The sequence below is a fragment of the Micromonospora narathiwatensis genome, assembly GCF_900089605.1.
GTDB lineage: Bacteria > Actinomycetota > Actinomycetes > Mycobacteriales > Micromonosporaceae > Micromonospora > Micromonospora narathiwatensis.
On sequence record NZ_LT594324.1, the window covers coordinates 5,430,624 to 5,456,729 of the forward strand.

The following is a 26,106-nucleotide window of genomic DNA, read 5'->3' on the forward strand; positions in this document are numbered from 1 at the left end:
TCCCACCGGCGTCCGGCGGTCACCACTCGGTGGCCGCCGGACGCCGTTGCCGCCCGGGAGGCGCAGGTTTCGGCGTCAGACGTCGAAGGCGGCGGGGCGCTGGGTGGCCGGGGGCGGCGGGGCGGCCTTCCACAGGCCGGTCTTCTGCGCGGCCAGCCGGGCCAGGTAGGCCGGGTTGAGGATGACGTAGCGCCGCCAGAGGCGCTTCGGCTCCAGGCCGAGCCGCCAGAACCACTCCAGCCCGGCGCGCTGCATCCACGGCGGCGGGTTGCGCAGCAGCCCGGCGTGGTAGTCGAACGCGGCCCCGACCGCCATCAGCGGCAAGTCCAGCAGCGGCCGCATGGCGTACGCGAAGACCTCCTGGCGGGGGCAGCCCAGCCCGACCAGGACGAGCCGCGCGCCGCTGGCCCTGATCCGGTTGGCGATCTCGACGTCCTCGCCCGGTTCCATGGACCGGAACTTCGACGGCTCGACGCCGGCGATCTTCAGCGCCGGGAACTTCCGCTCCAGCGCCGGGATCAGCCGGGACAGGGTCTCCTCGGTGGAGCCGTACAGGTAGACCGGCAGGCCCTCGTCGGCGAAGCGGGCGAGCACCCGCAGCGTCAGCTCCGGGCCGTAGACCCGGTCGGTGAGGCCGGCGCCGTGCAGCAGGTTGAGCGCCCAGCGGACCGGCTGTCCGTCGGGGGTGACCACGTCGAACGAGTTGAGCCGGGCGTTGTGCGCCGGGTCGAGCACCCCGGTCATCACGCCGTGCACGGCCAGCGCGGTCAGCGCCAGCGGGTGGCGCTCGTGCGCCGCCGACACGACCGCCTCGGTCGCCCGGGCGTAGTCGGTCGCGTCGACGAGGACGCCGAGCACGTTCCGCTTGGTGCCGGTGGTCATGCCTTCGGCACCCACTTGTCGACGTTCGCCTCGTAGATCTCCCGAAGGATCATCGGTACGTCGTAGGTGATCTTCCAGTCGGGGTAGTGCTCCTCGAACCGGGCCATGCTGCTGACGTACCACTGGTGGTCGCCGGTGCGGGCCTGCTCGACGTAGTTGATGTTCGCCGCGCGGCCGGTGATCTCCTCGGCGATCTGGAACGCCTCGATGTGCGAGGTGTTCGAGTGACGGCCGCCACCCAGGTTGTAGACCTGGGCCGAGCGCGGTGCGCGGAAGAACGCCTCGAACGCGGTCAGCACGTCCCGGGAGTGGATCGCGTCCCGGACCATCTTGCCCTTGTAGCCGAAGAGGTTGTACGTCCGGCCCTCCATCACGCAGCGCATCAGGTACGCCAGGAAGCCGTGCAGCTCGGCGGCCGAGTGGGCCGGGCCGGTCAGCGTGCCGCCCCGGAAACAGGCGGTCCTCATGTCGAAGTACCGGCCGTACTCCTGGACCATCACGTCGGCGGCCACCTTCGAGGCGCCGAAGACCGAGTGCAGCGACTCGTCGATCGACATGTCCTCGGTGATGCCCTGGTGGTAGGGGTGGTCCTCGGGCAGCTCGTACCGGGTCTCCAGCTCGACCAGGGGCAGGCTGTTCGGGCGGTCGCCGTACACCTTGTTGGTCGAGCAGTGGATGAAGGGCGCGTCGATCGCGTGCCGGCGGGTGTTCTCCAGCATGTTGAGGGTGCCGCCCGCGTTGACGTCGAAGTCCGTGTACGGCTCCTTGGCCGCCCAGTCGTGGCTGGGCTGCGCGGCGCTGTGGATCACCACGCCGATGTCCGAGCCGTACTTCTTGAAGACCTGTTCCAGGCCGTCCCGGTCCCGGATGTCGACGGAGAAGTGGGTGTAGGCGTGACCGAGGTCGGCGGCGAGCCGTTCCAGGCTCCAGGAGGTCGAACCGTCCTCGCCGAAGAAGTACCGCCGCATGTCGTTGTCGATGCCGACCACGTCGAGCCCGAGGCCGGCGAAGTGCCGGGCCGCCTCGGAACCGATCAGACCGCCCGAACCGGTCACCAACGCGACAGTCACACGCCACTCCTGGTCCTTGTGAGGCAGGGAAACCACCGGAGCATAACGTGACGTCCGGCACGCCCCGATATGGCGCGAGGGCCCCGCAACGTGCGGAGCCCTCGTGATGGTGGGGAAGGGGGGAGTTGAACCCCCACGCCCTTTCGGGCACACGGACCTGAACCGTGCGCGTCTGCCATTCCGCCACTTCCCCGTGGCTTGACCTGGAACACCGTATCTCATCCCGCTCCCGCCATCTGCGGCGGGGGCGCGAACATATTACGCTGTTCCTGGTCATCGCCACGAGCGATCACCGTTCGTGGCGGACGAAACTGTAGCACGGTCGCAGGGCCGCCCACGAACGGGCCGCCAGCGGCCGGCCGAGCGGCGTGTGAGCTGCGGAGGCGGTGTCCGGATACCATCATTGCCTCGGGACCCGAGGAGGAGCCGGTGAGCGTGCTGCAACGCTTCGAGAAGCGTCTGGAAGGCCTGGTCGAGGGGGCCTTCGCCAAGGTCTTCAAAGGGGTGGTCCACCCCGTGGAGATCCTCAACGCCATGCAGCGGGAGGCCGAGGCGCACAAGGCGATCCTGGCCGGTGGGCGTACGTTGGTGCCCAACCGCTACGTGATCGATCTCTCGCCATACGACCACAGTCGGCTGGCGCCGTACGCTGCGGCGTTGGCCCAGGAGCTGGCCCAGTCGCAGGCGGAGTTCATCGGCGAGCAGGCCTGGACGGTCTACGGCGACGTCATCGTCGAGGTTGAGCGCGGCGAGGGGCTGGACACCGGCATGTTCCGGGTCACCGCGGAGGTCTACACCGGCGGCGACGTCGCCCCGGTCTCCGCGCCCGGCGGCTACGACGCCGGACCGGCCTACCCGTCCTACGACCAGGGCGGCGGCTACGGCCCGCCGCCGGGCCACGGTGGTGGCCGCAACGTCCGGCTGGTCTCCGGCGACGGCCGCACCTACCCCCTCCAGATGGGCTCGACCGTGATCGGTCGCGGTGACCAGGCCAACCTGCGCCTGCCCGACGTCGGCATCTCCCGCCGACACGCCCGGCTGGACTTCGACGGCGGCCAGGTCGTGCTGACCGACCTCGGCTCCACCAACGGCACCATGGTCAACGGCCAGCGCGTGTCCGCCGTCGCGCTCAACCCGGGCGACATGATCCAGCTCGGCACCACCACCCTGACCTTCCGCGTGGACGGCTGACCGTTGCCGGAACTCGTCATCACCGTCGCTCGGTTCGGGTTCCTCATCCTGCTGTGGATCTTCGTGTTCACGGTGGTCGGGGTGATTCGCCGGGACCTCTTCGCGGGGGCCAGGTCGGGTCGGTTGGTGGCCGCGCCACGCGCGGTCGGCGCCTCGACCGGGCAGGCGGCGAAGCCGGCGAAGGTGAAACGGGGCAGGGCCGCGCACCAACTGGTGGTCACCGCGGGCCAGTTGGCCGGCACCCGCATCACCCTCGGGGAATCCCAGATCACGATCGGTCGGGCCGAGGATTCGACGCTGGTGATCACCGACGACTACGCCTCGGCGCGGCACGCCCGGCTCGTACCGCGGGACGGCCAGTGGTTCGTCGAGGACCTTGGTTCGACTAACGGCACGTACCTGGATCGCGCTAAGGTCACCGGACCGACCCCCGTCCCCCTCGGCGTGCCGATCCGGATCGGCCGCACTTCTCTCGAATTACGGCCATGACTCTGACCCTGCGCTATGCGGCCCACAGTGACCGCGGTCTGATCCGAGACGGTAACCAGGATTCCGTCTACGCCGGGCCGCGGCTGCTCGCCGTCGCCGACGGCATGGGCGGCATGGCCGCCGGTGACGTCGCCAGCAACATCGTCATCGGTGCCATGGCGCCCCTCGACGAGGACGTCCCAGGTGACGCCCTCGTCGACGCGCTGCGTTCCGCCGTCGGCACCGCCAACCAACAACTCCGCGACACCGTGGACGCCAACCCGCAGTTGGAGGGGATGGGCACCACGCTCACCGCGACCCTCTTCTCGGGCAGCAAGCTCGGCATGGTTCACATCGGTGACTCGCGGGCCTATCTCCTGCGGAACGGTGAGTTCGCGCAGATCACGAAGGACGACACGTACGTCCAGATGCTCGTCGACGAGGGCCGCATCAGCGCGGAGGAGGCGAGCAGCCACCCCCAGCGCTCGCTGCTCACCCGAGCGCTGGACGGCCGCGACATCGACCCCGAATACAGCGTCCGGCAGGTGCTCCCCGGCGACCGCTACCTGATCTGCTCCGACGGCCTGTCGGGCGTGGTCAGCGCGGACACCATCGCCGACACCATGCGCGAGTACGGCGACCCGCAGCAGTGCGTGGAGCGCCTCGTGCAGCTCGCCCTGCGCGGTGGCGGTCCGGACAACATCACGGTGATCATCGCCGACGCCACCGACCAGGACATCGTCGAGGCGACCCCGATCGTGGGCGGCGCCGCCGCCCGGGACCGGGGCATGGCCACCTCAGCCGACGTCTCCACCCCGGCGGCCCGCGCCTCGGCGCTCTCCGCGCCACGACCGGCCGCGCCCGAGGAGCCGGTCGACCGCGAGGACGAGCCGGAACGCGGGCGGCACCGGCCGCTGCGTACCGCCGCGATGCTGCTCGCGCTGCTGGTCATCCTCGGCGGTGGCGTCTTCGGCGGGTGGAGCTACACCCAGCGCCAGTACTACGTCGGCGCCACCGAGGACGGCCAGCTCGCCGTCTTCCGTGGGGTGCCGGGCCAGATCGCCGGGCTCGACCTGTCGAGCGTGCACTCCAGAAGCACGGCCAAGCTGGACGACCTCACCCTGGCCGCCCAGGAACAGGTCAAGCAGGGCATCCAGGCCAAGAGCGAGCCGGACGCCGAGCGCCGGCTGGCCGAGTTGACGATCGACGACCCGACCAACCCCAACCTCAAGCCGATCTGCCCGCCGAGCCCGACGGCCACGGCGGTCAGCCCGAGCCCGACCCCGAACACGACCGCCGGCACTCCCACGCCGGCGGCCAGCACGGGCGGCAGCCTGTCGGTCACCGCCACGGCGGAACCGACCGGCACGCCCGCGCCGACCACCACGCCCGACGCCGTCGCCTCCGACACCGTTCCGCCGGTCGACCCGGCGGGCTGCCGGTCGGGGGAGTGAGCGTCGGCTCGACCCCGAGGATCCGACCGTGACCGCAGCCGCCGTACCGGCCAGCTCGCCCGCCTCGACGGGCGAGCAGCCGGGCGTACGCCTGGCCCGGTCCCGGCGTAACGCGGAGCTGTCGCTGCTGCTGCTCGCCATGGTGCTGGTGGCGGCGTACGGGGCGACGGTCGAGGCGAACGTGCTGGACACCGTCACCCCCGACTTCTGGGTTCCGGCCGCCGTGCTGGGGCTGGTCTTCCTCGGCCTGCATCTGGTGATCCGCTGGCTGGCACCCTTCGCCGATCCGGCGCTGCTGCCGGCGGTCGCCCTGCTCAACGGCATCGGGGTGGGCTTTCTGCGCCGCTACGACCTGGCGAAGGCCGACCCGGCCGACCGGGAGAGCCTGACCATCTTCGCCGGCACCGGTGGCCGGCAGTTGGCCTGGACGCTCGCCGCGGTGGTCCTGGCCGCCGGGCTGCTGGCGATCATGCGGGACCACCGCTCGCTCTCCCGGTACGCGTACACGCTGGGGCTGGCCGGCGTCGTGCTGGTGATGATCCCGGCGGTGCTGCCGGCCCGCTTTTCTGAGATCAACAACGCCAAGCTGTGGATCCGGTTCGGCGGGTTCCAGATCCAACCGGGTGAGTTCGCCAAGCTCGCCCTGCTCGCCTTCTTCGCGTACTACCTGGTCCGCAAGCGTGAGGTGCTCTCGTTGGCCAGCCGGCGGGTGCTCGGCATCGACTTCCCGCGCGGCCGGGACCTCGGCCCGGTCCTCGTGGTCTGGATGATCAGCATCCTGGTCCTGGTCTTCGAGAAGGACCTGGGCACCTCGCTGCTCTACTTCGGCATGTTCGTGGTGACGCTCTACATCGCCACCGAGCGGGTCAGTTGGCTGCTCATCGGCCTGGTCCTCTTCTTCGGCGGTGCCTACCTGGCGTACGTGCTGGGCAGCACGGTGGGCGGCCCGTTCGCCAACTTCTACCTCCGGGCCGAGATCTGGCTGGACCCGTTCGGCGACCCGTACGACAAGGGTTACCAACTCGTCCAGGGCCTGCTCACGCTCGGCACCGGCGGCCTCTTCGGGGCGGGGCCGGGTGGCGGCCAGCCGACGCTGCTGCCCGAGGTGCAGACCGACTTCATCTTCGCCGGCATCGGTGAGGAGATCGGCCTCTTCGGCCTCTCCGCGCTGCTGGTGATCTATCTGCTGATCGTCGAGCGGGGGCTGCGGGCCGCGCTGGCGGTGCGGGACTCGTTCGGCAAGCTCCTCGCCGGCGGCCTGGCCTTCACCCTGGGTCTCCAGGTGTTCGTCATCGTCGGCGGGATCAGCAAGCTCATCCCGCTGACCGGCCAGACCACCCCGTTCCTCTCCGCCGGTGGTTCGTCGCTGATGGCGAACTGGCTGCTCATCGCGACCCTGCTCCGGGTCTCCGACGGCGCCCGCCGGCCGGTGGCCCCCAGCGGCGCGGCGGCCCGGCCGAGCGGAGGTCCGCCGGAGCAGCTGCACGGTGCCCTCACGGAGGTGATCCGGCCGTGAACGCACCCCTGCGGCGCGTCGGTGTGGTCGTGATGATCCTCTTCGGGTTGCTCTTCGCGAACCTGAACTGGATCCAGGCCTACAAGGCGGACGAATACCGCAACAGCGACTACAACGGTCGGGTCCAGGTCGCCGAGTACGAGCGCAAGCGCGGCAACATCGAGGTCGCCGGCACCGCGGTCGCGATCAGCAAGGACACCGGCGGCAAGCTCCGGTTCCAGCGCACCTACCCGGGCGGCGAGACGTACGCGCACGTACTCGGCTACAAACCGGTCAACAACGCCGACACGGGCATCGAGCGGCTGGAGAACGAGTTCCTCGCCGGGACCAGCGACCAGCTCATCGGTGACCGGATCAAGGACATGTTCACCGGCGAGCAGACCGGTGGCGGCAACGTGCTGCTGACCCTGTCCAAGCGGGCCCAGGAGACGGCGTACAAGCAGCTTGGAGACAACCAGGTCGGGGCGAAGCGGGGCGCGGCCATCGCGATCGACCCACGTACCGGGGCCGTGCAGGCGCTGGTCTCCATGCCCAGCTTCGACCCGAACCCGCTGACCAGCCACGACACCACGGCGGCCGGGGCGGCGTACAACAAGCTGGAGCAGGACCCGAACCGGCCGCTGGCCAACCGGGCGCTCTCCGAGACCCTGCCCCCGGGTTCCACCTTCAAGATCGTGGTTGCCGCGGCGGCGCTGGAGAACGGGGTCACCAAGGAGACCGAGATCCCGGCCGGGCCGAGCTGGACCCCGCCGACCGCGGGCCGGCCGATCAAGAACGCCGCGGCGTCGATCTGCCCCACGGCCCAGGTGACCCTGATGGAGGCGGTCACCAAGTCGTGCAACACCGGCTTCGCCCAGCTCGGCGTCCGGCTCGGCGCCGACAAGGTGAAGGAGAAGGCCCGCCAGTTCGGTTTCGAGCAGGACGACCTCACGGTCGGGCAGCTCGGCAAGGGCGGGCTGCCGGTGGCGGCCAGCCGTACCGGCGACATGCAGAACCCGGACGGCGGCACCGACCCCGCGGCGCTGGCCCAGTCCTCCATCGGGCAGAACAACGTCCGGATGACCCCGTTGCAGGGCGCGCTGATCGCCGCCTCGGTGGCCAACGGCGGCAGCCAGATGCGGCCGTACCTGGTCAAGCAGCTGCTTGCACCGGACCGCACCACCAGCTACTACAACGCCGACCCGCGTGAGTTGCGCCGGCCGGTCAGCGGCCAGGTGGCCAGCGATCTGCGGGACATGATGGTCAGCGTGGTTCGCAACGGCACCGGCCGGAACGCCGCGATCGGCGGCTACACCGTGGGCGGCAAGACCGGCACCGCGGAGTCCGGCCCGGACACCCCCGACCACGGCTGGTTCATCGGCTTCGCACTGGACAAGAACGGCACCCCGGTCTCCGCCGTCTGCGTGGAGCTGGAGCAGGCGGGCAGCGGCGGCAGCGCCGAGGCGGCCCGGATCGCCGGCCGGATCATGGCGGCGGTCATCGCCGACTCCGGGGGCCGCTGACATGCTCAGCCCTGGGGTGCAGCTCGGTAACCGCTACCGCCTCGACGAGCGGATCGCCAGCGGTGGCATGGGTGACGTCTGGCGCGGCACCGACCAGGTGCTCGGCCGTACGGTCGCGGTGAAGAGCCTGCTGCCCGCCCTGCTCGACGAGCCCGGTTTCGCCGAGCGGTTCCGGGGCGAGGCGCGGACCATGGCCACCATCAACCACCCGGGCGTGGTGGACGTCTACGACTTCGGCAGCGACCAGCAGATCGCCTTCCTGGTCATGGAGTACGTCGAGGGCGACGCGCTCTCCTCGACCCTCAGCCGGGTCGGCCGGCTCACCCCCGCCCGGACGATGGCCCTGCTGGCGCAGGCCGCCGACGCCCTGCACGCGGCCCACGAGAAGGGCATCGTGCACCGGGACGTGAAGCCGGGCAACCTGCTGGTCCGGCCGAACGGCACGCTGGTGCTCACCGACTTCGGCATCGCCCGCTCCGACCTGGTGGGTCAGCTCACCGCCGCCGGATCGGTGCTCGGCACCGCCTCGTACATCTCGCCCGAGCAGGCGACCGGTGCGGTGGCCACCCCCGCGTCGGACGTGTACGCGCTCGGTGTGGTCGCGTACCAGTGCCTCGCTGGCCGGCGGCCCTTCGAGGGGGACAATCCCCTCGAAATCGCCATGAAGCACGTACGCGAGACGCCTCGGCCGCTTCCCGCCGACATCCCGCCGCCGGTCAAGGCGATCGTGGAGCGGGCCCTGGCCAAGGATCCCGCGGCCCGCTGGCCCAGCGCCGCCGCCCTGGCCAGCGTCGCCCGGCAGACCAAGCTCGCCCTGTCCCAGCAGGCACGCGGCGGCGGCCAGCCGCACCCGATCTCCGGCGTACCGGCCTCGCCGGCCGCGCCGGCGGCCCGGGCGCAGGTCCCGCCGGCGGCGCGACCGCAGCCCCGCCCGCCCGTGGGCGCGGCCCGCCCACCGGTCGCGCCGCGCCCGACCGCGATGCTGCCGCCCACCCCGCAGCCCCGCCCGCCGGTCGCCCCGCGCGCCGCCGTGGCCGTCCCACCACCCGGGCAGCAGAACCCGCTCGGGTACGCCCGACCGCCGGCCGCCCCGGCCCGTCCCCTGCCGGCCCCGCGTCGGTCCGGGGTCGGCCTGTGGCTGACCGCCATCGTGCTGGCCGTACTGGTCGTGCTCTGCTCTGGCGTGATTTCGTACAACTACCGGAAGAACGCGTCGGCCGGTGCCGGCGCGCTCGCTCCGGTGAGCGTGACCTCCGGCGCGGTGCGGGCGCGCGGAGGGGACGATCTGGTTCGGGCGTCGTACCGTCGTGGGGTACGGCTCCAGTTGGCTGGCGGCGAGACGACGACGAGCGAAGGACGAGAGACGCGATGACAGCGCAGGCCCGCCTGCTCGGTGGCAGGTACCAGGTCGGCGAGCTGCTCGGCTACGGCGGCATGGCGGAGGTGCACCGTGGTCGCGATCTCCGGCTTGGTCGGGATGTCGCGATCAAGATGCTTAGGGCGGATCTGGCCCGGGATGCCACCTTCCAGATGCGGTTCCGCCGGGAGGCGCAGAACGCCGCCTCGCTGAACCACCCGGCCATCGTCGCCGTGTACGACACCGGCGAGGAGACCGCGCCGACCGGCGAGACACTGCCGTTCATCGTGATGGAGTTCGTCAACGGGCGGACCCTCAAGGAGGTGCTGGGCGGCGAGGGCCGGCTCCAGCCGCGCCGGGCGCTGGAGATCTGCGCCGACATGTGCGCGGCGCTGGAGTTCAGCCACCGGCACGGGATCATCCACCGGGACATCAAGCCCGGCAACGTGATGCTCACCCAGACCGGCCAGGTCAAGGTGATGGACTTCGGCATCGCCCGGGCGCTGGCCAGCGGGGCCACCACGATGACCCAGACCAGCGCGGTCATCGGCACCGCTCAGTATCTTTCCCCCGAGCAGGCGCGCGGCGAGGCGGTCGACGCCCGCTCCGACGTCTACGCGGCCGGCTGCGTGCTGTTCGAGCTGCTCTGCGGGCACCCGCCGTTCGTCGGGGACAGCCCGGTCAGCGTCGCGTACCAGCACGTACGGGAGGCGCCGCCGACGCCGAGCAACATCAACCCGGACGTCAACCCGGCGGTGGACGCCATCGTCCTCAAGGCGTTGTCGAAGAACCCGCTGAACCGCTACCAGAGCGCCGGCGAGATGCGGGCGGACCTGCTCCGCGCCGCCGCCGGCCGCCCGGTGCTGGCCACCCCGGTCATGCCGGCCGAGGAGACCATGCCGATGGCGCCGGCCGCCGGGGCGGGTGGCTACCAGACGCAGGTGATGGGGCCGCAGACCCGGCAGCAGATCCCGGCCCGGGTCGGCGACCCGCGCAAGCGCCGGAGCTCCTCCTGGGTGATCGCCACCTTCGCCGGGCTCGGCGTGCTCGCGGTGATCGCCCTGGTCGCCGCACTGCTGCTGAACCAGAAGGGCACCGACAGCGTGCATGTGCCCGGCCTGGAGGGCAAGAGCCAGGCGGAAGCGGTCGCCGCGATCCAGGAGTTGGGGCTCGTCCCGGTGCCCGGCGAGCCGGTGCTCAACAACACCTGCCAGAAGGACACCGTGGTCAGCCAGTCCCCCGGCCCGAATGCGACCCTGGAAAAGGGTCAGAACGTGACCTTCCAGCTCTGCGGCGGCAAAAAGATGGTCGCCATCCCCCCCGTGAACGGCAGCCGGTTCGACAACGTCAAGCAGCAGTTGGAGGGCCTGAACCTCAGGGTCGAACGGGAGGACGTCGACGACAGCCAGGCCGAGGGCACGGTGGTCGATACCAACCCCAAGCAGGGCGCCGAGGTCGCGGAGGAGACCACCATCAAGGTGAGGGTCTCCAAGGGCAACATCGTCAAGGTGCCGGACGTCGTCGGCTGGCCGAAGGACGAGGCGGCGAAGACGCTGAAGAACGCCGGTTACGAGGTCAGGATCCTGGACGGCGACGACGTGCCGCCGGACCAGGCCGGCAAGGTCAGCAAGCAGTCTCCTGATGCCGGCTCGAGCCTGGCGCGGGGGAAGAAGGTGACGATCTACGTGGACGTTCCGCTGCCGGAGGCCACCGAGACCCCGTCCCCGACCGATACGCCCACCGGCCAGCCCACCTCTCCGGGCACCGGCGGCGGTCTTCCCTTCCCGACCTCGCCGCCGACCCGGGAAGCCATCCGGTAGCGCCGAACGCAACATACGCGACGTTGCGGTGATCCGGTCACCCGGACACCGCAACGTCGCGTATGTGGAGTGGATCTCCTGTGGAGAGACCGGGACGATCGCCTCAAGCGGTGGCGAAGGCGGCCCGGCGGCGGGCGTCCACCTCGGCGGCCAGCTCCGGAGCCCGCTCCAGCGACTCCGGGAAGCCGCACGCGGCCAGCCAGTTAGCCAGCATGAGGTGCCCGCCCTCGGTCAGCACCGACTCCGGGTGGAACTGGACGCCCTCGATCGGCAGGGTACGGTGCCGCATGGCCATGACCACGCCGGAGCCGGTCCAGCCGGTCACCTCCAGCTCCTCGGGCAGCGTCTCGGGCAGCACGGCGAGCGAATGGTAGCGGGTGGCGGTGAACGGGTCGGGCAGCCCGGCGAGCACGCCCACCCCGTGGTGGCTCACCTCGGAGGTCTTGCCGTGCAGCAGCTCCGGCGCCCGGGTCACCGTCGCGCCGAACGCCTCGCCGATCGCCTGGTGGCCGAGGCAGACCCCGAAGAGGGGCAGCTTGCCGGCGTACTCGCGGATCACGTCGAGGCAGATGCCGGCGCGGTCCGGGCTGCCGGGCCCGGGCGAGAGCAGTACGCCGTCCGCGCCGAGCCGACCCACCTCGGTGACGTCGATCTCGTCGTTGCGCCGGACCTCGCAGTCCACGCCGAGCTGGCCGAGGTACTGCACGAGGTTGAAGACGAAGGAGTCGTAGTTGTCGATCACCAGGACGCGCATCGGGTCACCTGTTCGGGGTGGAGGGCGGGGCGTTGTTGGTTTCCGTGTCGTACGGGATCTCCTCCTGGGTGGGTGACCCGCTGGGCACGGTGAGCTGCCCGCCGTTGTCGCCGCCCGGTACGCCCGAGTCGTCGGTGATCTGGCTGTCGTAGAAGGGGAGGAGGGGTTCCGCCCACGGGAAGACCACGAACCAGAGCAGGGCGACCGTCGCCGCGGTGAGCAGCATCGAGCCGACGAGCTTCCCGACCAGCCCGAACGGCAGCTTGCGCCAGATCCACGCGTACATCGTCAGCTTCCCAACTCGGCCGGGCGACCCTCGGACTTCGCCGTCTCCTTGACCAGCCGGGCGTGGATGATCAGCCGCTGGTAGTTGTCGAACTTGGGGTTGCAGGTGGTCAGCGTGAGCACCTTCTCGGTCGGCTTCTTGCCTGGCTCGCCGGGCACCGGCGCCACCACCTCGACCTGGGACGGCCTGACGATCCGCTGCTGGTAGACCTGGTAGACGAGCCACTGGGTCTGGGTCTCGACGATGATGTAGTCCCGGTCGGGCACCAGCTCGTCCAGCCGCCAGAAGGTGGCCCGGATGCGGTGCCCGGCGACGGCGAAGTTGCCCATCTCGCCCGGCATGGCGCTCTTCGGGTAGTGGCCCGGGGCGTACCGGATGTCGGCCGGGCTGACTCCCTCGACCACGACCCAGTGCTTGTCGAGCTTGGGAATGTAGAGCCCGGCGACGGGCTTCCCCTCCGCCGGTGGCTTGGGCTTGGGGGTGGGGCCGGTGGTCGGGCCGACCGTCGGGTCGCTGCCTCCCCACTCCTGGGCGAGCTGGCTGTTCAGGTCGTTCTGGTGGGCGTCGACGATCACCGTCTTGCCCCAGATCTCGTACCCGGCGAAGAGCAGCACCACCAGGCCGAAGGTGATCAGCACCTCGCCGGCGGCCCGCACGCCGGTGCGCAGCCGGGAGCCGACCGTGGGCCGGGTCAGCTCGGAGTAGACGCTCCGGTAGCCCTCGCCGGTCTGCTCGGGGCGGAGCTGCACCACCCGCTCGCCGCGCCGGGGGCGTGGCGGCTCGGCCGCGGAGTCGGCCACGTCGCCGTCGGCGGCATCCTGGCGCGGGGGCACGGCACCCATCAGCGCGGTCGAATCGAGGGCCGGGTGGCTCGCCGGCCGACCGGTGACGGCCGGAATCAGGGCGGTCGCCGCCGGATCCGCTGGCGGGACGCCGGGCGGCCCCGACCGGTCCGGGCCGCCGTCGGCCGGGCCGGCCCCTCGGGGTACGCCGGCAGCCGGGGTGCCGGCTCCCCGCGTATCGGCCCGGTGCGCGCCGCGGTCCTCGGCAGGGTGCCCGGTGGCCCCGCGCTCCGGCCGGTTGCCCAGCGTCGGCAGGAAGGCGGTCGGCGCGTCCCCCGGAGCGGGCGGTCGTACCGAGGCGGGCGGGCCGCCGGACGGCCGGGCGGCGGGGTTGCCGGCGGCCCGGCGGCCCGGCGCCTCCCCGAAGGTTTTCGGTCCGGCCGGATCGGCACGGTGGTGCAGTCCCGGCCCGGCGGGATCCGCGCCGATTCCGGGCGCGGGCGGCTCCGGCCGCTGGTCGAATCTCGACGTGGCCGGCTCCGCGCCGAATCCCGGGGCGGCCGGGTCCGGCCGGCGGTCGAAACTCGGGGCGGCCGGGTCCGGCCGGCGGTCGAAACTCGGGGCGGGCGGCTCCGGCCGGCGGTCGAACCGCTCTCCGGGCGCGTCGGCGCGCGGGCCGGGCGCCTCCTCGGGCCAACGGCGGGGCTGCCCGGCCGAGGAGGCGGTGCCAGCGGGGCGCGGGTTCTGCTCCGCGCCCGTCCAGCCGTTCGGCACGGACCGCGTGTCGTATCCGGTGGCGAACCGCTCCCCGGAGGCCGGAGTCGACTGGTGGCGCTCCGCCGGGGCGGGGGCCGTAGCGGGTCGCTCCGCCGGAGCCGGACTCGACGGGTACCACTCGGGGCGCTCCGGCCTGGCGGACGCCGGCGGGCGTGCCTGGGCGCCGGGCCACGGCGGCGGTGGGGCCGGGAAGGAAGTCGCCGGGTCGGTGGCGGGTGGCCGGTACCCGGGCGAGCGCGGTGCGTCCGGTTCCGGCCAGGGCAGGTCGAGCGCCGGGCGGGGCGGGGGCGGCGGGCGGTCGGCGGGCGGGTTGAAGGCAGGTGCCTCACCGCCGGGGTCGTGGTGGCGACCGTCCCGCTCCCGGGAGCCGTCCGGCGTCACCGAAGCGCCTTCGCGGACTGGAGGGCCGTCGAGTCCTCGAACGCCGGCACGGTGACCGTGGTCACGGTCTCCTTGTAGCCGAGCTGGTAGTGGTCGGCCGCTTCCTTGAACACCCGGACTCCCTGGGAGGCGGCGAGCGCCCCCTGGAGGGCGCCGGGGTCACCAATTGCCACGATCTTGAAAGGAGGGGAGTACACCCGGCCATGCAGCAGCAGGGTGTTTCCGACGCAGCGTACCGCGCTGGTGCTGAGCACGCGGACGTTCATGATTGACATGGCCTCGGCCCCGCCCGCCCAGAGTGCGTTCACGACCGCCTGGACGTCGCCTTGATGGACGACCAGGTCATCGTTGCTGGCACCTTTGGGCAGGGGCTGGTCGGCCCGCCGGGCCGCGTCGTTCAGCTCGACGATGATCCCGGTGCCGGTGAGCGCGGTGAAGCCGGCGGCCTCCCGGCTCGCGGCGGCCCGGTCCCGCTGCGCCTTGATCGGGCCGTCGGTGTCGGCCAGGGTCGCGGTCTGCTCCTCGACGTCGGCGCGCAGCTGGGCGGCCTTCGCCTCACTCGCCGCGACCTGCTCGCGCCGGTCCTCGATCAATTGGGTGAGCTGCGGTCGGCGGTCCTCCCGCAGCGGGGTGCCGCCGGCGATGGTCGCGGTCGTGGTGAAAAGCAGCCCCGCCGCAGCGGCGATCAGGGGTACGCCGAGCGACCAGCCGGGCCGGCGCTGCCATGCCCGCCTGGGCAGCAGTACGCTGACCGCCCGCCGGAGGACCTTCCGCCAGGAGGCGGCACCGGACGTGTACTCCACCGGGCGTTCCCTTCCCGTCGTCTCGTTCCGGCTCAGGACGACGCCAACTGGTGGGCTCGACCTGAAAAGTCCCACCCATTTCGGTCACTCCGTGCACCGGCCTGACCCCATTCATGGCCTGGACGGTCAGTCCGGACTACGCTAGCTGTCGAACATTATTGGCCATGGACCGTCGCCCCCGCGCCCGGTTGTCAGGCCGGACGAGGTCGTACCCCCCTCTGGAGAGCGTCGTGCCCAAGTCTCAGGTCCGCAAGAAGAAGGTGTACACCCCCCCGACGGACGTACGTCCGACGGCAACGGCGGCAACGCGCAAGCCTAGCCCGGTCTGGCTGCCGATCACCGCCGTCACGCTGATCGTCGCCGGGATCGCCTGGCTGGTCGTGTACTACCTCTCCGAGCAGGCGTATCCGGTCATGTCGTGGGGTTACTGGAACCTCGCGGTGGGCTTCGGCGCGATGGTCGCCTCGCTGATCCTGCTCTCCCGCTGGCGCTGACCCGGTCGACGGTCGGCCCGGTTCCCAGGCTTCGGCCCGTCGCGCCCGACAGCGCGTACGGGTCTGAGGCCGTCGCGGAGCCGGGCCGCTGACCTGTCTCACCCCGATCGGCCGCCGCTGGGCGGTTCACCACCGCCCGGACATGGACGTAGGTCACGCCCGGACGCCCCTGCCCGGCCGGCGGCGTCCGGTGCACCTAAGGTGTCGGCAGGGCGGCGTGGCCAGGTGCGAGATGTCTCACGTTACTGGTGGGTAACCTTGCGCGTAGGCTGCACTGCATGACCGAGCGGAGCGAGGTCATCGACCGGTCGGGTCGGGGTGGCGGTAGCGGCGGTACGCCGGCCGCGCCCTGAGCCGGTCCCGGCCGCCGAGCCGCTCGACCAGGCAGCAGACCGGGAGGCCAACTCGATGGGCAGCGTCCAGATCGTCACCACGATCCTCGCGGCCGCCATCACCGCGGTGGCGGTGGGGCTTGCGGTACGCGCGGTCATGAAGATGGTGGCCGTCATCCGCCTCGGGCAACCCGCACCGGAGCGGTTCACCGACAAGGGTGCCCGCACCACGAAGATGCTGGTGGAGACCGCCGGTCACACCCGCATGCTGAAGTGGAGCGTGATCGGTGCCGCGCACTGGTTCGTGATGGTCGCGTTCATCGTGCTGTCGCTGCTGGTGCTCGAGGCGTACTTCGAGGTGGTCACGCCGGGCGGCGGGCTGCCGATCATCGGTCCCTGGACGGTCTTCGGCCTGGCCACCGAGATCATCGGCGTGTTCGGCCTGGCCGGCATCCTGGTGCTGATGGCGATCCGGCTGCGCAACCGACCCGCCCGACCCGGCAACCGGTCCCGGTTCACCGGCTCCACCATGTGGCAGGGCTACTTCGTCGAGTGGGTCGTGCTGCTGGTCCTGATCTTCGGCTTCCTGATCCGCGGCTTCAAGGTCGCCACCGACCACTTCGAGTACCCGGTCTGGGCCACCCCGGTCAGCCACGCCCTCGGCAACGCCCTCCCGGCCTGGGCGGCCGGCGTCAGCGTCGCCGCCCTCATCAAGATCGTCATCTCGATGACCTGGCTCATCGTGATCTCGCTGAACGTCACCATGGGCGTCGCCTGGCACCGCTTCCTGGCCTTCCCCAACATCTTCTTCAAGCGCGAGCCGGAGAAGGCGGCCGGGTCCGGCCTCGGCCCGCTCCGGCCGATGACGAGCGACGGCAAGCCGCTCGACTTCGAGGAGGCCGACCCGGAGAAGGACCAGTTCGGCGTCGCCCAGGTCGAGCAGTTCACCTGGAAGGGCCTGCTGGACTTCAGCACCTGCACCGAGTGCGGTCGCTGCCAGTCGCAGTGCCCGGCCTGGAACACCGGCAAGCCGCTGTCGCCGAAGCTGCTCGTGCTGAGCCTGCGCGACCACGCGTACGCGAAGGCCCCGTACCTGCTGGCCGGTGGCGGCAAGGACCTGACCGGCGAGGAGAAGGCCAGCCAGGAGCAGCTCGCCAACGTCGATGTGCTGGCTCTCGCCGAGGCGGACCGGCCGTTGATCGGCACCGCCGAGGAGGGCGGTGTCATCGACCCGGACGTGCTCTGGTCCTGCACCACCTGCGGCGCCTGCGTCGAGCAGTGCCCGGTGGACATCGAGCACGTCGACCACATCGTCGACATGCGCCGCTACCAGGTGCTGATCGAGTCGAGCTTCCCGTCCGAGGCCGGCGTCATGCTGCGCAACCTGGAGAACAAGGGCAACCCGTGGGGCGCCCCGCAGAACACCCGGGAGGACTGGACCAAGGGCCTCGGCTTCGAGGTGCCCCGGGTCGGCGAGGTCGAGGACTTCGAGTACCTGTTCTGGGTCGGCTGTGCCGGCGCGTTCGAGGACCGGGCCAAGAAGACCACCCGGGCGGTCGCCACGCTGCTCAACGAGGCGGGCGTGACGTTCGCCATCCTCGGCGAGGGCGAGACCTGCTCGGGTGACCCGGCCCGCCGGATCGGCAACGAGTTCGTCTTCCAGATGCTCGCCCAGCAGAACGTCGAGACGCTGAACGAGGCGTTCGAGGGCCGGGAGAAGAGCAAGCGCAAGATCGTCGCCACCTGCCCGCACTGCTTCAACACCCTGGGCAACGAGTACGGCCAGCTCGGCGGCGAGTTCGAGGTGGTGCACCACACGCAGCTCCTGGCCCACCTGGTCGCCACCGGCAAGCTCACGCCGGTGCAGCCGGTCGACGGTGGCGTGACCTACCACGACCCCTGCTACCTGGGCCGACACAACCGGGTCTTCACCCCGCCGCGCGAGGTACTGGGCAGCGCCATCGCCGGCGGAGCCGGTGGTGGCCAGGGCGGCTCGGCGCCGGGTTCCGGTGCGGGGCGCGACAGCGGCCTCATCGAGATGCCGCGTAACAGTGAGCGCTCCTTCTGCTGCGGCGCCGGCGGTGCCCGGATGTGGATGGAGGAGAAGATCGGCAAGCGGATCAACGTGGACCGGGTCGAGGAGGCCATCTCCACCGGGGCGAAGACCATCGCGGTCGGCTGCCCGTTCTGCTCGACGATGCTCACCGACGGGGTCAACGGCAAGGGCGCCGGCGAGCAGGTCGAGGTGATCGACGTTGCCAGCGTGCTGCTCCGCTCGGTCAAGCCGGAGGCGCCCACGGGCGACAAGGAGGCCGAGCCGGTCGCCGGCTGAGGCGTACGCCGGGACGACCTGGACCACGACGGCGGTGGCGCCCCCTGAGGGGGTGGCCGCCGCCGTCCGCGTCTGTCAGGTGCTCGCCACGAAGGCGGCCGTGGTGGCCGCGGTGGTGGCGATCAGCAGCGCGGCCTGCGTCTGCTCGATCGCCTTCTTCGTCGCCGCCGACGCCCAGTCGCCCGCGGCGATCTCGTCGAGGCGGGACCTCAGCCGATCCTTCGGCACCTCCGGGAAGAGACGGCGGTCCAGGCCCACCGCCCGGGTCAATGCCAGCAGCCCCGCCGTGTGGGCGTCCACCGGGCCGTCGCCCAGCAGCGCGGCCGTCATCCGCTGCCGGGCCGCCGCCTCCGCGGGCGGCTGTCCGCCGTCCGGGGACGGATAGCGGGTACGCGGGAAGACCCAGAGCACCCGGTCCGCCTCCCGGCGCAGCACGCCCGCCGCGACGAGGCCCGTCAGCACCTCGTCGGCCAGGCTCTTGGCCAGCCGGGGGATCCAGTCCCTCGGGCTGCGTCGCCGACCGTCCGCGCCGATGGTGGCGAGAGCGGCGTCGAGCAGTGGTTGCCCGGTCGGGGTGGAGTCGCGGACCACGAGCCGGTCGTCGGCCAGGTCGACGCGCCGGGCGAGCGTCAGCTCGACCAGCACCGCGCCGGCCAGGCCGTGGTCGAGGGCGGGGCGGCCGAGCCGGTTCACCCCGGCGTCGTCGTACGCGAGCAGGACGAGTTCGTCGGCGAGGGTGAGTCTTTCCATGCCGACCACGCTACGTCCGGGTCGCCAGGGCGCCCGTCGGCGTACTCGTGCCCTGGGCGGACCCGTGGGAGAATCCCGTCCGAGGTGAGGCGATCATCGATGCCCTGTTGGTCACCGCGGTGTTGCCCCTGGTCGGCTTCGTCCTGCTGACCGTCGGCAACGCGTTCTTCGTCGCGGCCGAGTTCGCCCTGGTCACCGTGGATCGCGCGGAGATCGACCGGCGGGCCGGCGAGGGGGACGGCCGGGCCGCCACGGTACGCCGGGCGCTGCGCGAACTCTCCTTCCAGCTCTCCGGCGCCCAGCTCGGTATCACCATCACCGCACTGCTCACCGGTTACCTCGCCGAGCCGGCCCTGGCCCGGCTCTTCGCCCCGGTGCTGCGCCCGCTGGGCGCGGACCGGTTCGACGGGCTGCTCGCGCTGGCCCTGGCCACGCTGATCTCCATGCTCTTCGGTGAGCTGGTGCCGAAGAACCTGGCGCTGGCCCGGCCGATGCCGGCCGCGCTCGGCACCGCCGGCCCGATGCGGACCTTCTCCCGGACGTTCGGCTGGCTGATCCGGTTGTTGAACGGCGCGGCCAACCGGTTGGTCCGCCGGCTCGGGGTGGAGCCGCAGGAGGAACTGGCCAGCGCCCGGTCCCCCGAGGAACTGGGGCTGCTCGCCGCGATCTCGGCCCGCGCCGGCGCGCTGCCGCCCGACACCGCGATGCTGCTGCGCCGCACGATCCGCTTCGGCGACAAGCGGGCCGCCGAGGCGATGACCCCCCGGGTGGACGTGGTCGCGCTGCGCGCCACCGCCACGGTCGCCGAGCTGCTGGACCTGTCCCGGGAGACCGGCCGTACCCGGTTTCCCGTCTACGAGGAGACGCTGGACCTGGTCACCGGGGTCGCGGGGGTGCCGGACGCGCTCGGCGTGCCGCTGGCGGACCGGGCGACGACGACCGTCGCCGCGGTCGCCCGCGAGCCGGTGTTCGTCCCGGAGAGCCTCGACCTCGACGGCGTGCTCGCGGCGCTGAAGGGCGCGGGCGCGGACCTCGCCGTGGTGGTTGACGAGTACGGCGGCACCGACGGGGTGGTGACCGTGGAGGACCTGGTCGAGGAGTTGGTCGGCGAGATCGCCGACGAGTTCGACCCGGACGCGGTGGACGACCTCGGGCCGGTCGAGCTGACCGTGCCGGGCGGTGAGCGCACCGTCCTGGTGGACGGCGTGCTGCGCGCGGACGAGCTGGTCGAGCAGACCGGCTTCCGGCTGCCCGAGGGGCCGTACGAGACCCTGGCCGGCTTCCTGATGGCCCGGCTCGGGCACATTCCCGCCGCCGGCGAGACCGTCGAGGAGGGCGGGTACGAGTTCACCGTGGTCGAGGTCGAACGGCACCGGATCGAGCAGGTCCGGGTGGTCCGCCCCGAGGAGCCCGGCGACGATGCGTGAACTGCTGGTCGCGGTCCTGCTGCTGCTCGGCAACGCCTTCTTCGTGGGCAGCGAGTTCGCCCTGATCGCCTCCCGGCGTACGGTGATCGAGCCGCTCGCCGCGGGCTCCAAGCGGGCCCGGTGGGCCCTCGCCGCGATGAACCAGATCCCGCTGATGATCGCCGGGGCGCAGCTCGGCATCACGGTCTGCTCGCTCGGCCTCGGCGCGATCGCCGAGCCGGCGCTGGCCCACCTGCTGGAGACGCCGTTCGAGGCGCTCGGCCTGCCGGCGTCCGGGGTGCACCCGGTGGCGTTCGTGATCGCCCTGGGTGCGGTGGTCTTCCTGCACACCGTGGTCGGCGAGATGGTGCCGAAGAACATCACGCTGGCCGGTCCCGAGCCGTCGGCGCTCTGGCTCGGCCCGGCGATGCTGGCGTTCTGCCTGGCCACCAAGCCGCTGCTGCTGGCCATGAAGTGGTCGGCCCGGCAGGTGCTGCGGCTGTGGCGGGTCGAGGCGACGGACGCGGTGAAGACGGTGTTCACGGCGGAGGAACTGGCCGGTCTGGTCTCCCAGGCGCGTACCGAGGGGTTGCTGGACGCCGAGGAGCACGCCCGGATCACCGGTGCGCTGGCCCTGCACAGCCGTACCGCGGCGGACGCGCTGCAACCCTGGTCGACGGTCACCACCGTGGCCGAGGACGTCTCTCCGGCCTCGCTGGAGGTGCTGGCGACCCGTACCGGCCGATCGCGCTTCCCGGTGGTGCAGCGGTCCACCCGGCGGGTCCTCGGCTTCGTCCACGTCAAGGACGTGCTCGGGTACGCGGGCGCGAGCCGCCGGACGCCGGTGCCCGCCGAGGTCTACCGGCCGCTGGCGGTCGTGCCGCCCGACCGTACGCTGGCCGACCTGCTGCTCTCGATGCGCCGCGAGCGACGGCACATGGTCCTGGTGAGTGACGGTCGCCGACCCCTGGGCGTGGTGACCCTCGACGACGTATTGACGGCGATTGTTGGCAGTTGAATGAATACCCTTGGTGTGCAATTGATTGCGCACACGTGATTGAGTGAAACCTCGCCTTGATTCCACCCGGTCGCCTTCCCTAATGTGGGGCACCGACCGCTGTGGTCGTCTGCCTCGACCTTCCCTCTCGCGAGGCGCCCGGCGGTCGGTTGCAAAGGAGTCCGTGCCGGTGGCAACCATGCCCCCTGATCGTCACGCCCGGCGCCAACCCCCCCTCCGACCGGTCGGAGCGCGCCGGGTCGTACGCCGTCTCCTCACCCTGGTCGCGGCCGTCGCGGTCGGCGCCGGGCTGCTGGCGGCTCCGGCGCACGCGGAGCCGTCGGTGGACGAGATCGACGCTCAGATCGACAAGCAGTGGGAACAGCTCGAACCCACCATCGAGAACTACAACAAGGTCCGCGCCCAGCTCAAGGTCAACATGAAGAAGTCGGCGGATCTCGAACAGAAGATGGTGCCGCTGGAGCTGGAGTCCGCCCTGGCGATGAACCGGGTCGGCGACATCGCCGCCCGCTACTACATGACGGGCCCCTCGCAGGAGCTCGGCGCGCTGCTGGTGAGCACCAAGCCGGGCACCCTCGGCGAGCAGCTCGTCATCCTCGACCGGCTGGCCCAGCAGCAGCGCCAGCAGGTCGCCGGCGTGCTCGCCGTCCGCGACAAGTACAACGCCCAGAAGCAGAAGCTGGACGCCCTGATCGCCACCCAGACCAAGCAGAAGGAAGAGCTGGAGGCGAAGAAGAAGCAGATCAACGCCGAGATCAAGCGGCTGACGGCGATGCTGCCGAAGACGTCGATCCGGGCCGAGGGCTGCCCGAACATCGACGGTGTGGTGAGCAACGCCGCGCGTACCGCGATCAAGACGGCCTGCGGCAAGGTCGGCCGCCCGTACGTGTGGGGCGCCACCGGCCCGAACTCGTTCGACTGCTCCGGCCTCACCCAGTACGCGTACAAGGCGGCGGGCATCTATCTGACCCACTTCACCGGCGCGCAGTGGAAGGAGGGCAAGCCCATCTCCCGCGACGAGGCTCGCCCCGGTGACCTGGTCTTCTTCTACAGCGACCTGCACCACGTCGGGCTCTATCTCGGCGGCGGTCTGATGGTGCACGCGCCACGGACCGGAAAGCCGGTCCAGGTGAGCCAGATCAGCTACCAGCCGGTCGCCGGCTTCCGCCGGCCCTACTGACCCGGGTCGCCGGCTACTGACCCCTTTCGCGCTGCACGAAGGCCCCCGGTCCACGCGGACCGGGGGCCTTCGCCTCGTACCGGGTGCCGCTACCGGGGCGCGTCGACCGCCCCCGGCAGGATCTGCACGTCGTCGAGGTTCACGTACATGACCCGGTGACCGAACTGGATCTGCACGTACTGGTTCGCGCCGCGGACGACCGTCCGGTCACCCGGCACCGAGCCGTCGAACGAGACGGCCCGGTAGTATTCGCCCGGCAGGACGCCGCCGACCGCGTACCGCTGGCCCGCCCGGAGGGTGTACTGCAGCGGGGAGATGGCCTGGTACGGGATGGTGGACGGGTACGCCGCCTGCTCCGGGTAGGCGCGCCCGTACACCGGGATGGTGGTCCTGCCCGCCTTGGGGGTCACCACGAAGCCGTTCGCCCACTTCGCCGTCGGCGCCGAGGCCGGGTTGTGGAACCACGCCTTCTGGCCGAGGTACCAGATCGCCGTCCAGTCACCCTGGACGTCGGCGAGGGCGTACGTCTGACCGGCCGAGGCGCGGGCGCCGTGGTCGGAGATGTACATGGTGTTCGGCGCGCCGTTCGGTTGCAGCCCCAGGTCGTTGACCAGCGGCGCGTCGATGCTCGGGGCGGTACGCAGGATCACCGAGGAGGAGCCGCGCAGCGGGCAGGGCGCGGCCGGCGGCGGCGGAGTCGGGACGCCCGGGGGCTGCCGGTTGCAGCCGGTGAAAGCGGGCTGGTTGCTGGCGTAGTCCGGGTCGATGGTCACCAGGCCGGTGTGCGGGGTCCCGGTTCCCTTGAACGGCGCCTTCATCAGGTCGAAGTAGTGCGACCAGTCCCAGTACGGGCCCGGGTCCCAGTGCATCCCGGCCACGTTTCCGGCGGTGATGCCGGGGACGTTGTCGTGGCCCAGGATGTGCTGACGGTCCAGCGGGATCTGGAAGCTCAGCGCCAGGTGCCGGACCAGCTTGGCCGACGTCCGGTACATCGCCTCGGTGTACCAGGTGCCGTGGCCGGCGAAGCCCTCGTGCTCGATGCCGATCGACTTGGCGTTGACGTACCAGTTGCCGGCGTGCCAGCCCACGTTCTTGGCCTTGATGTGCTGGGCGACGTAGCCGTCCACCGAGCGCAGCGTGTAGTGCCAACCCAGGTAGGTCTTGTCCTGGACCAGGCCCACGCTCGGGCCGAAGTAGCCCTCGGTGTCGTGGATGATGATGTACTCGATCTTCTGCTGGGCCGGCCGGTTGCCGAGGTCGTGGTTGCCGTAGTCGCCGGAACCCGGGCCGTACTTCGCGTAGGGCGCGGGGATCCACTCGCAGGCGAGGCGGACCGGGCACTCCAGGCCGTCCGGGCGCTCGGCGCGACGCAGCCCGAGCTTGTGCAGCCCGGACTGGTCCGGCGTCACCGCCGTGGCGGCGAGGGCCACCCGCTGGCCGTCGTCGGTGGTCCGGCTGGCGCCCTGGCCGATCTGGTCGTACACCTCGTCGGCGAAGGCCGCCGCGGCGTCCTCGGTGTCCGCGCCGGAATACCGGGCCACCGCGCCGTACCAGGCCGCCGGCTCGCTGCCGGCACCGACCGGCCCGCCCAGCTCCTGTTGGTACGAGGCGAGTAGCGCCGCGCCGCCCCGGATGTTGGCGAGGGCGTCGGTGCGCAGCGTCTCCTTCGACTCGCCGGTGAGGTCGGCGGCGGCGTCGAGGGTTTGCAGCGACGCCTGCGGCAGCAGGTCGCCGCTCGGTCGCGCCGCGATCGCCGGGTCGAGAGCGAGCGGCCGGGACTCGTCGCCGCGCGGGTCCTCGTCCTCGTCGACGTGGGCGCTGGACGGCGTCGAGGCGACCTGGGCGGCGTCGGTCAGGTGCATCGGGCCGTAGCCGCCACTGGTGCTGGGCTGGCCCGGGTGGGTGTCCCAGCGGGACTCCAGGTACGAGACGCCCAGCAGGACGCTCTGCGGCACGCCGTACTCCGCTGCCGCGGCGGCGTACTGCTGCTGGCGGTCCTGGTTGTCGGTGGTCCCGGCGGTGAGGGGCGCCGCCGCGGTGGGACCGCTGGTCGCGAGAGCGGTGGCCGCCGCGACGGCGGCGGCCAGCAGTATCCGTCTGCGCGATGGCAGGGCTGAGAGGTGCATCGAACCTCCAGATCAGGATGGGGGTCACTGCGTCCTCACCCTGGCCCCGCGTATGGGCTCCGGTCAATAGCTTTCCAGATAACGATGCGTCCCGAAAGAAACCTTCATAGGAGGGTCACGGCGTCGCGGGTTGCGGATTGATAACGACGATCTCTACTCTGATCTGTCGTCGACCGGTAGGTTCACCGCCCAGCCCGGGTGGTGGCGGTCGGACACCGCCGAGTCGCCTCCGGGCGAGCCGGGGACCCAGGTACGTGGGGTGAATCCGCACCGTGGTGCGGTAGGGCGGCTCCCTTCCCGCCCGAACCCGTCAGCTAACCCGGTAGGCGGTCAGGAAAGAAGGAGTACGGAGCCCGGTGGCACACCATGCCCCGCGGCGACCGTCGGTCCGGTCAATCGACCGGTCGGCGGCTACGCCGCGTCCACGCTGGTCCCGCTTCACCACCGCCCTCGCCGCACTGGTCGGCACCGCCGTCGTCCTGACCGGCGGCGCCACGGCCCACGCCGAACCGTCGGTCACCGAGATCGAGCGCCAGATCGATCAGGACTGGAACAAGCTCGAACCGATCATCGAGCAGGTCAACGCCACCCGCGAAGAGCTTGCCGCCAAGCGCAAGCAGGCCGCCGCGCTGGCCAAGCAGATCACCCCGTTGCAGGCCCAGGTCGACGAGGCCCTCGGGCAGGTCGGCGGACTCGCCGCCGACGCGTACAAGGGCAACAACATCTCCACGGTCAACGCGCTGCTGGGCAGCCGGTCGCCCGGCGAGATCGTCGACAGCCTTGAGCTGCTCGACCGCTTCGCGCACCGCCAGCAGCAGCAGGTGCAGGCCGTGGCCGAACTGCGCGACCAGTTGGCCGCGAAGAAGAAGCCGCTGGACGACATGATCGCCCAACTGGCCCGTACCGAGGCCCAGCTCGCGGCCAAGAAGAAGCAGATCGACGCTGAGATCGCCCGGCTGCAGAAGCTGCGGCTCAAGGTGTACGGCAACGGTGGCGGCGGCCCGCTGCGCCCGGCGCCCTGCCCCGCCGGTTACCCGGGTGGCCCCGCCGGGGTCGCGGTCAAGTTCGCCTGCGCCCAGATCGGCAAGATCTACGTCTGGGGTGCCGCCGGCCCGGACCATTACGACTGTTCCGGCCTGACCATGGCCGCCTGGGCCAAGGCCGGCGTCTCGCTGCCGCACAACGCCCGGCAGCAGCACGACGTCACCCGGCGGGTGAGCCGCGGCGAGTTGCGCGCCGGTGACCTGGTCTTCTACTACGGCGACCTGCACCACGTCGCGATGTATGTCGGCGACGGCTGGGTGGTGCACGCCTCCCAGGCGGGCAAACCGATCACGATGAAACGCGTCGACGACGGCCAGATCAACAGCTACGGCCGCCCCGGCTGACCGGTCCGCGAGGGCTCCCACGTTCGCGGGAGCCCTC

At 71.5% G+C, this 26,106-nt stretch carries 21 protein-coding genes, 1 tRNA gene and 1 riboswitch; of the genes, 13 read left to right on the plus strand and 9 right to left on the minus strand.

What is annotated here, in order from left to right; genetic code table 11:
- Positions 1–75 precede the first annotated feature (75 nt).
- From GA0070621_RS23795 to GA0070621_RS23805, 3 genes are all read right to left on the minus strand, one after another.
- Complete coding sequence (locus tag GA0070621_RS23795) at positions 76–882, minus strand: WecB/TagA/CpsF family glycosyltransferase (RefSeq protein WP_091202772.1); 807 nt, start codon at positions 880–882, stop codon at positions 76–78.
- Positions 879–1,952, minus strand: coding sequence for an NAD-dependent epimerase/dehydratase family protein (locus tag GA0070621_RS23800; protein ID WP_091199862.1), 1,074 nt, complete (start codon positions 1,950–1,952; stop codon positions 879–881). Before GA0070621_RS23800 ends, GA0070621_RS23795 begins: the two co-directional genes overlap by 4 nt.
- A 107-nt stretch (positions 1,953–2,059) precedes the next feature.
- Positions 2,060–2,145: transfer RNA gene (locus tag GA0070621_RS23805), tRNA-Leu, on the minus strand.
- A 209-nt stretch (positions 2,146–2,354) separates the two neighbouring features.
- Between GA0070621_RS23805 and GA0070621_RS23810 the strand changes: the two genes are divergently transcribed.
- The 7 genes from GA0070621_RS23810 to pknB are packed head-to-tail and all read left to right on the plus strand — an operon-like array spanning position 2,355 to position 11,260.
- The gene (locus GA0070621_RS23810; protein ID WP_091126795.1) at positions 2,355–3,143 is read left to right on the plus strand and encodes an FhaA domain-containing protein; all 789 of its coding nucleotides are present in this window, start codon (positions 2,355–2,357) and stop codon (positions 3,141–3,143) included.
- Positions 3,144–3,146: 3 nt separating this feature from the next.
- Positions 3,147–3,632 carry an FHA domain-containing protein FhaB/FipA gene (locus tag GA0070621_RS23815; RefSeq protein ID WP_091199864.1) on the plus strand — a complete coding sequence of 162 codons (486 nt, stop codon included), beginning with the start codon at positions 3,147–3,149 and terminating at the stop codon, positions 3,630–3,632.
- Entirely contained in the window at positions 3,629–5,065 is a 1,437-nt protein-coding gene (locus tag GA0070621_RS23820) for a PP2C family protein-serine/threonine phosphatase (RefSeq protein WP_091199866.1), read from the plus strand. Before GA0070621_RS23815 ends, GA0070621_RS23820 begins: the two co-directional genes overlap by 4 nt.
- Before the next feature lie 28 nt (positions 5,066–5,093).
- Positions 5,094–6,581, plus strand: coding sequence for an FtsW/RodA/SpoVE family cell cycle protein (locus GA0070621_RS23825; RefSeq protein WP_091199868.1), 1,488 nt, complete (start codon positions 5,094–5,096; stop codon positions 6,579–6,581).
- On the plus strand, positions 6,578–8,083 hold the full coding sequence (locus GA0070621_RS23830; protein ID WP_091199871.1) for a peptidoglycan D,D-transpeptidase FtsI family protein: 1,506 nt from the start codon (positions 6,578–6,580) through the stop codon (positions 8,081–8,083). The genes GA0070621_RS23825 and GA0070621_RS23830 overlap by 4 nt, the downstream gene beginning before the upstream one ends.
- A 1-nt stretch (position 8,084) precedes the next feature.
- Entirely contained in the window at positions 8,085–9,455 is a 1,371-nt protein-coding gene (locus GA0070621_RS23835) for a serine/threonine-protein kinase (protein WP_091199873.1), read from the plus strand.
- Complete coding sequence (gene pknB / locus GA0070621_RS23840; RefSeq protein WP_091199875.1) at positions 9,452–11,260, plus strand: Stk1 family PASTA domain-containing Ser/Thr kinase; 1,809 nt, start codon at positions 9,452–9,454, stop codon at positions 11,258–11,260. Before GA0070621_RS23835 ends, pknB begins: the two co-directional genes overlap by 4 nt.
- Positions 11,261–11,363: 103 nt before the next feature.
- Here the strand turns inward: pknB and GA0070621_RS23845 are convergent, their stop codons facing one another.
- Genes GA0070621_RS23845 through GA0070621_RS23860 form a run of 4 tightly spaced genes read right to left on the minus strand, consistent with a single transcriptional unit; the run spans position 11,364 to position 15,043 of the window.
- Positions 11,364–12,014 carry an aminodeoxychorismate/anthranilate synthase component II gene (locus GA0070621_RS23845; RefSeq protein WP_091199877.1) on the minus strand — a complete coding sequence of 217 codons (651 nt, stop codon included), beginning with the start codon at positions 12,012–12,014 and terminating at the stop codon, positions 11,364–11,366.
- 4 nt (positions 12,015–12,018) lie between these two features.
- Positions 12,019–12,300: a hypothetical protein gene (locus GA0070621_RS23850; RefSeq protein ID WP_091199880.1), complete on the minus strand. Its 282-nt coding sequence runs from the start codon at positions 12,298–12,300 to the stop codon at positions 12,019–12,021.
- 2 nt (positions 12,301–12,302) lie between these two features.
- Positions 12,303–14,240 carry a class E sortase gene (locus GA0070621_RS30995; RefSeq protein ID WP_167667256.1) on the minus strand — a complete coding sequence of 646 codons (1,938 nt, stop codon included), beginning with the start codon at positions 14,238–14,240 and terminating at the stop codon, positions 12,303–12,305.
- Positions 14,237–15,043 carry a DUF881 domain-containing protein gene (locus GA0070621_RS23860; RefSeq protein WP_091199883.1) on the minus strand — a complete coding sequence of 269 codons (807 nt, stop codon included), beginning with the start codon at positions 15,041–15,043 and terminating at the stop codon, positions 14,237–14,239. The genes GA0070621_RS30995 and GA0070621_RS23860 overlap by 4 nt, the downstream gene beginning before the upstream one ends.
- Positions 15,044–15,273: 230 nt before the next feature.
- Here GA0070621_RS23860 and GA0070621_RS23865 point away from each other — a divergent pair, with 230 nt between their 5' ends.
- Positions 15,274–15,537 carry a cell division protein CrgA gene (locus GA0070621_RS23865; RefSeq protein ID WP_091199885.1) on the plus strand — a complete coding sequence of 88 codons (264 nt, stop codon included), beginning with the start codon at positions 15,274–15,276 and terminating at the stop codon, positions 15,535–15,537.
- A gap of 408 nt (positions 15,538–15,945) precedes the next feature.
- Complete coding sequence (locus tag GA0070621_RS23870; RefSeq protein ID WP_091202776.1) at positions 15,946–18,201, plus strand: (Fe-S)-binding protein; 2,256 nt, start codon at positions 15,946–15,948, stop codon at positions 18,199–18,201.
- A 75-nt stretch (positions 18,202–18,276) separates the two neighbouring features.
- Here GA0070621_RS23870 and GA0070621_RS23875 read toward each other — a convergent pair whose 3' ends face one another.
- On the minus strand, positions 18,277–18,951 hold the full coding sequence (locus GA0070621_RS23875; RefSeq protein WP_091202778.1) for a GOLPH3/VPS74 family protein: 675 nt from the start codon (positions 18,949–18,951) through the stop codon (positions 18,277–18,279).
- Between the two features lie 122 nt (positions 18,952–19,073).
- Between GA0070621_RS23875 and GA0070621_RS23880 the strand changes: the two genes are divergently transcribed.
- From GA0070621_RS23880 to GA0070621_RS23890, 3 genes are all read left to right on the plus strand, one after another.
- Positions 19,074–20,378, plus strand: coding sequence for a hemolysin family protein (locus GA0070621_RS23880; protein WP_091202780.1), 1,305 nt, complete (start codon positions 19,074–19,076; stop codon positions 20,376–20,378).
- Complete coding sequence (locus GA0070621_RS23885) at positions 20,371–21,375, plus strand: hemolysin family protein (protein WP_091199887.1); 1,005 nt, start codon at positions 20,371–20,373, stop codon at positions 21,373–21,375. The genes GA0070621_RS23880 and GA0070621_RS23885 overlap by 8 nt, the downstream gene beginning before the upstream one ends.
- A 169-nt stretch (positions 21,376–21,544) precedes the next feature.
- Complete coding sequence (locus tag GA0070621_RS23890; RefSeq protein WP_407940310.1) at positions 21,545–22,555, plus strand: C40 family peptidase; 1,011 nt, start codon at positions 21,545–21,547, stop codon at positions 22,553–22,555.
- An 89-nt stretch (positions 22,556–22,644) separates the two neighbouring features.
- On the opposite strand, the gene GA0070621_RS23895 is transcribed toward GA0070621_RS23890, so the two are convergent.
- Entirely contained in the window at positions 22,645–24,681 is a 2,037-nt protein-coding gene (locus tag GA0070621_RS23895; RefSeq protein ID WP_091199962.1) for an N-acetylmuramoyl-L-alanine amidase, read from the minus strand.
- 206 nt (positions 24,682–24,887) lie between these two features.
- A riboswitch (cyclic di-AMP (ydaO/yuaA leader) is annotated at positions 24,888–25,025 on the plus strand.
- 12 nt (positions 25,026–25,037) lie between these two features.
- On the opposite strand from GA0070621_RS23895, the gene GA0070621_RS23900 reads away from it, so the two are divergent.
- Positions 25,038–26,069, plus strand: coding sequence for a C40 family peptidase (locus GA0070621_RS23900; protein WP_091199965.1), 1,032 nt, complete (start codon positions 25,038–25,040; stop codon positions 26,067–26,069).
- Positions 26,070–26,106: the final 37 nt, after the last annotated feature.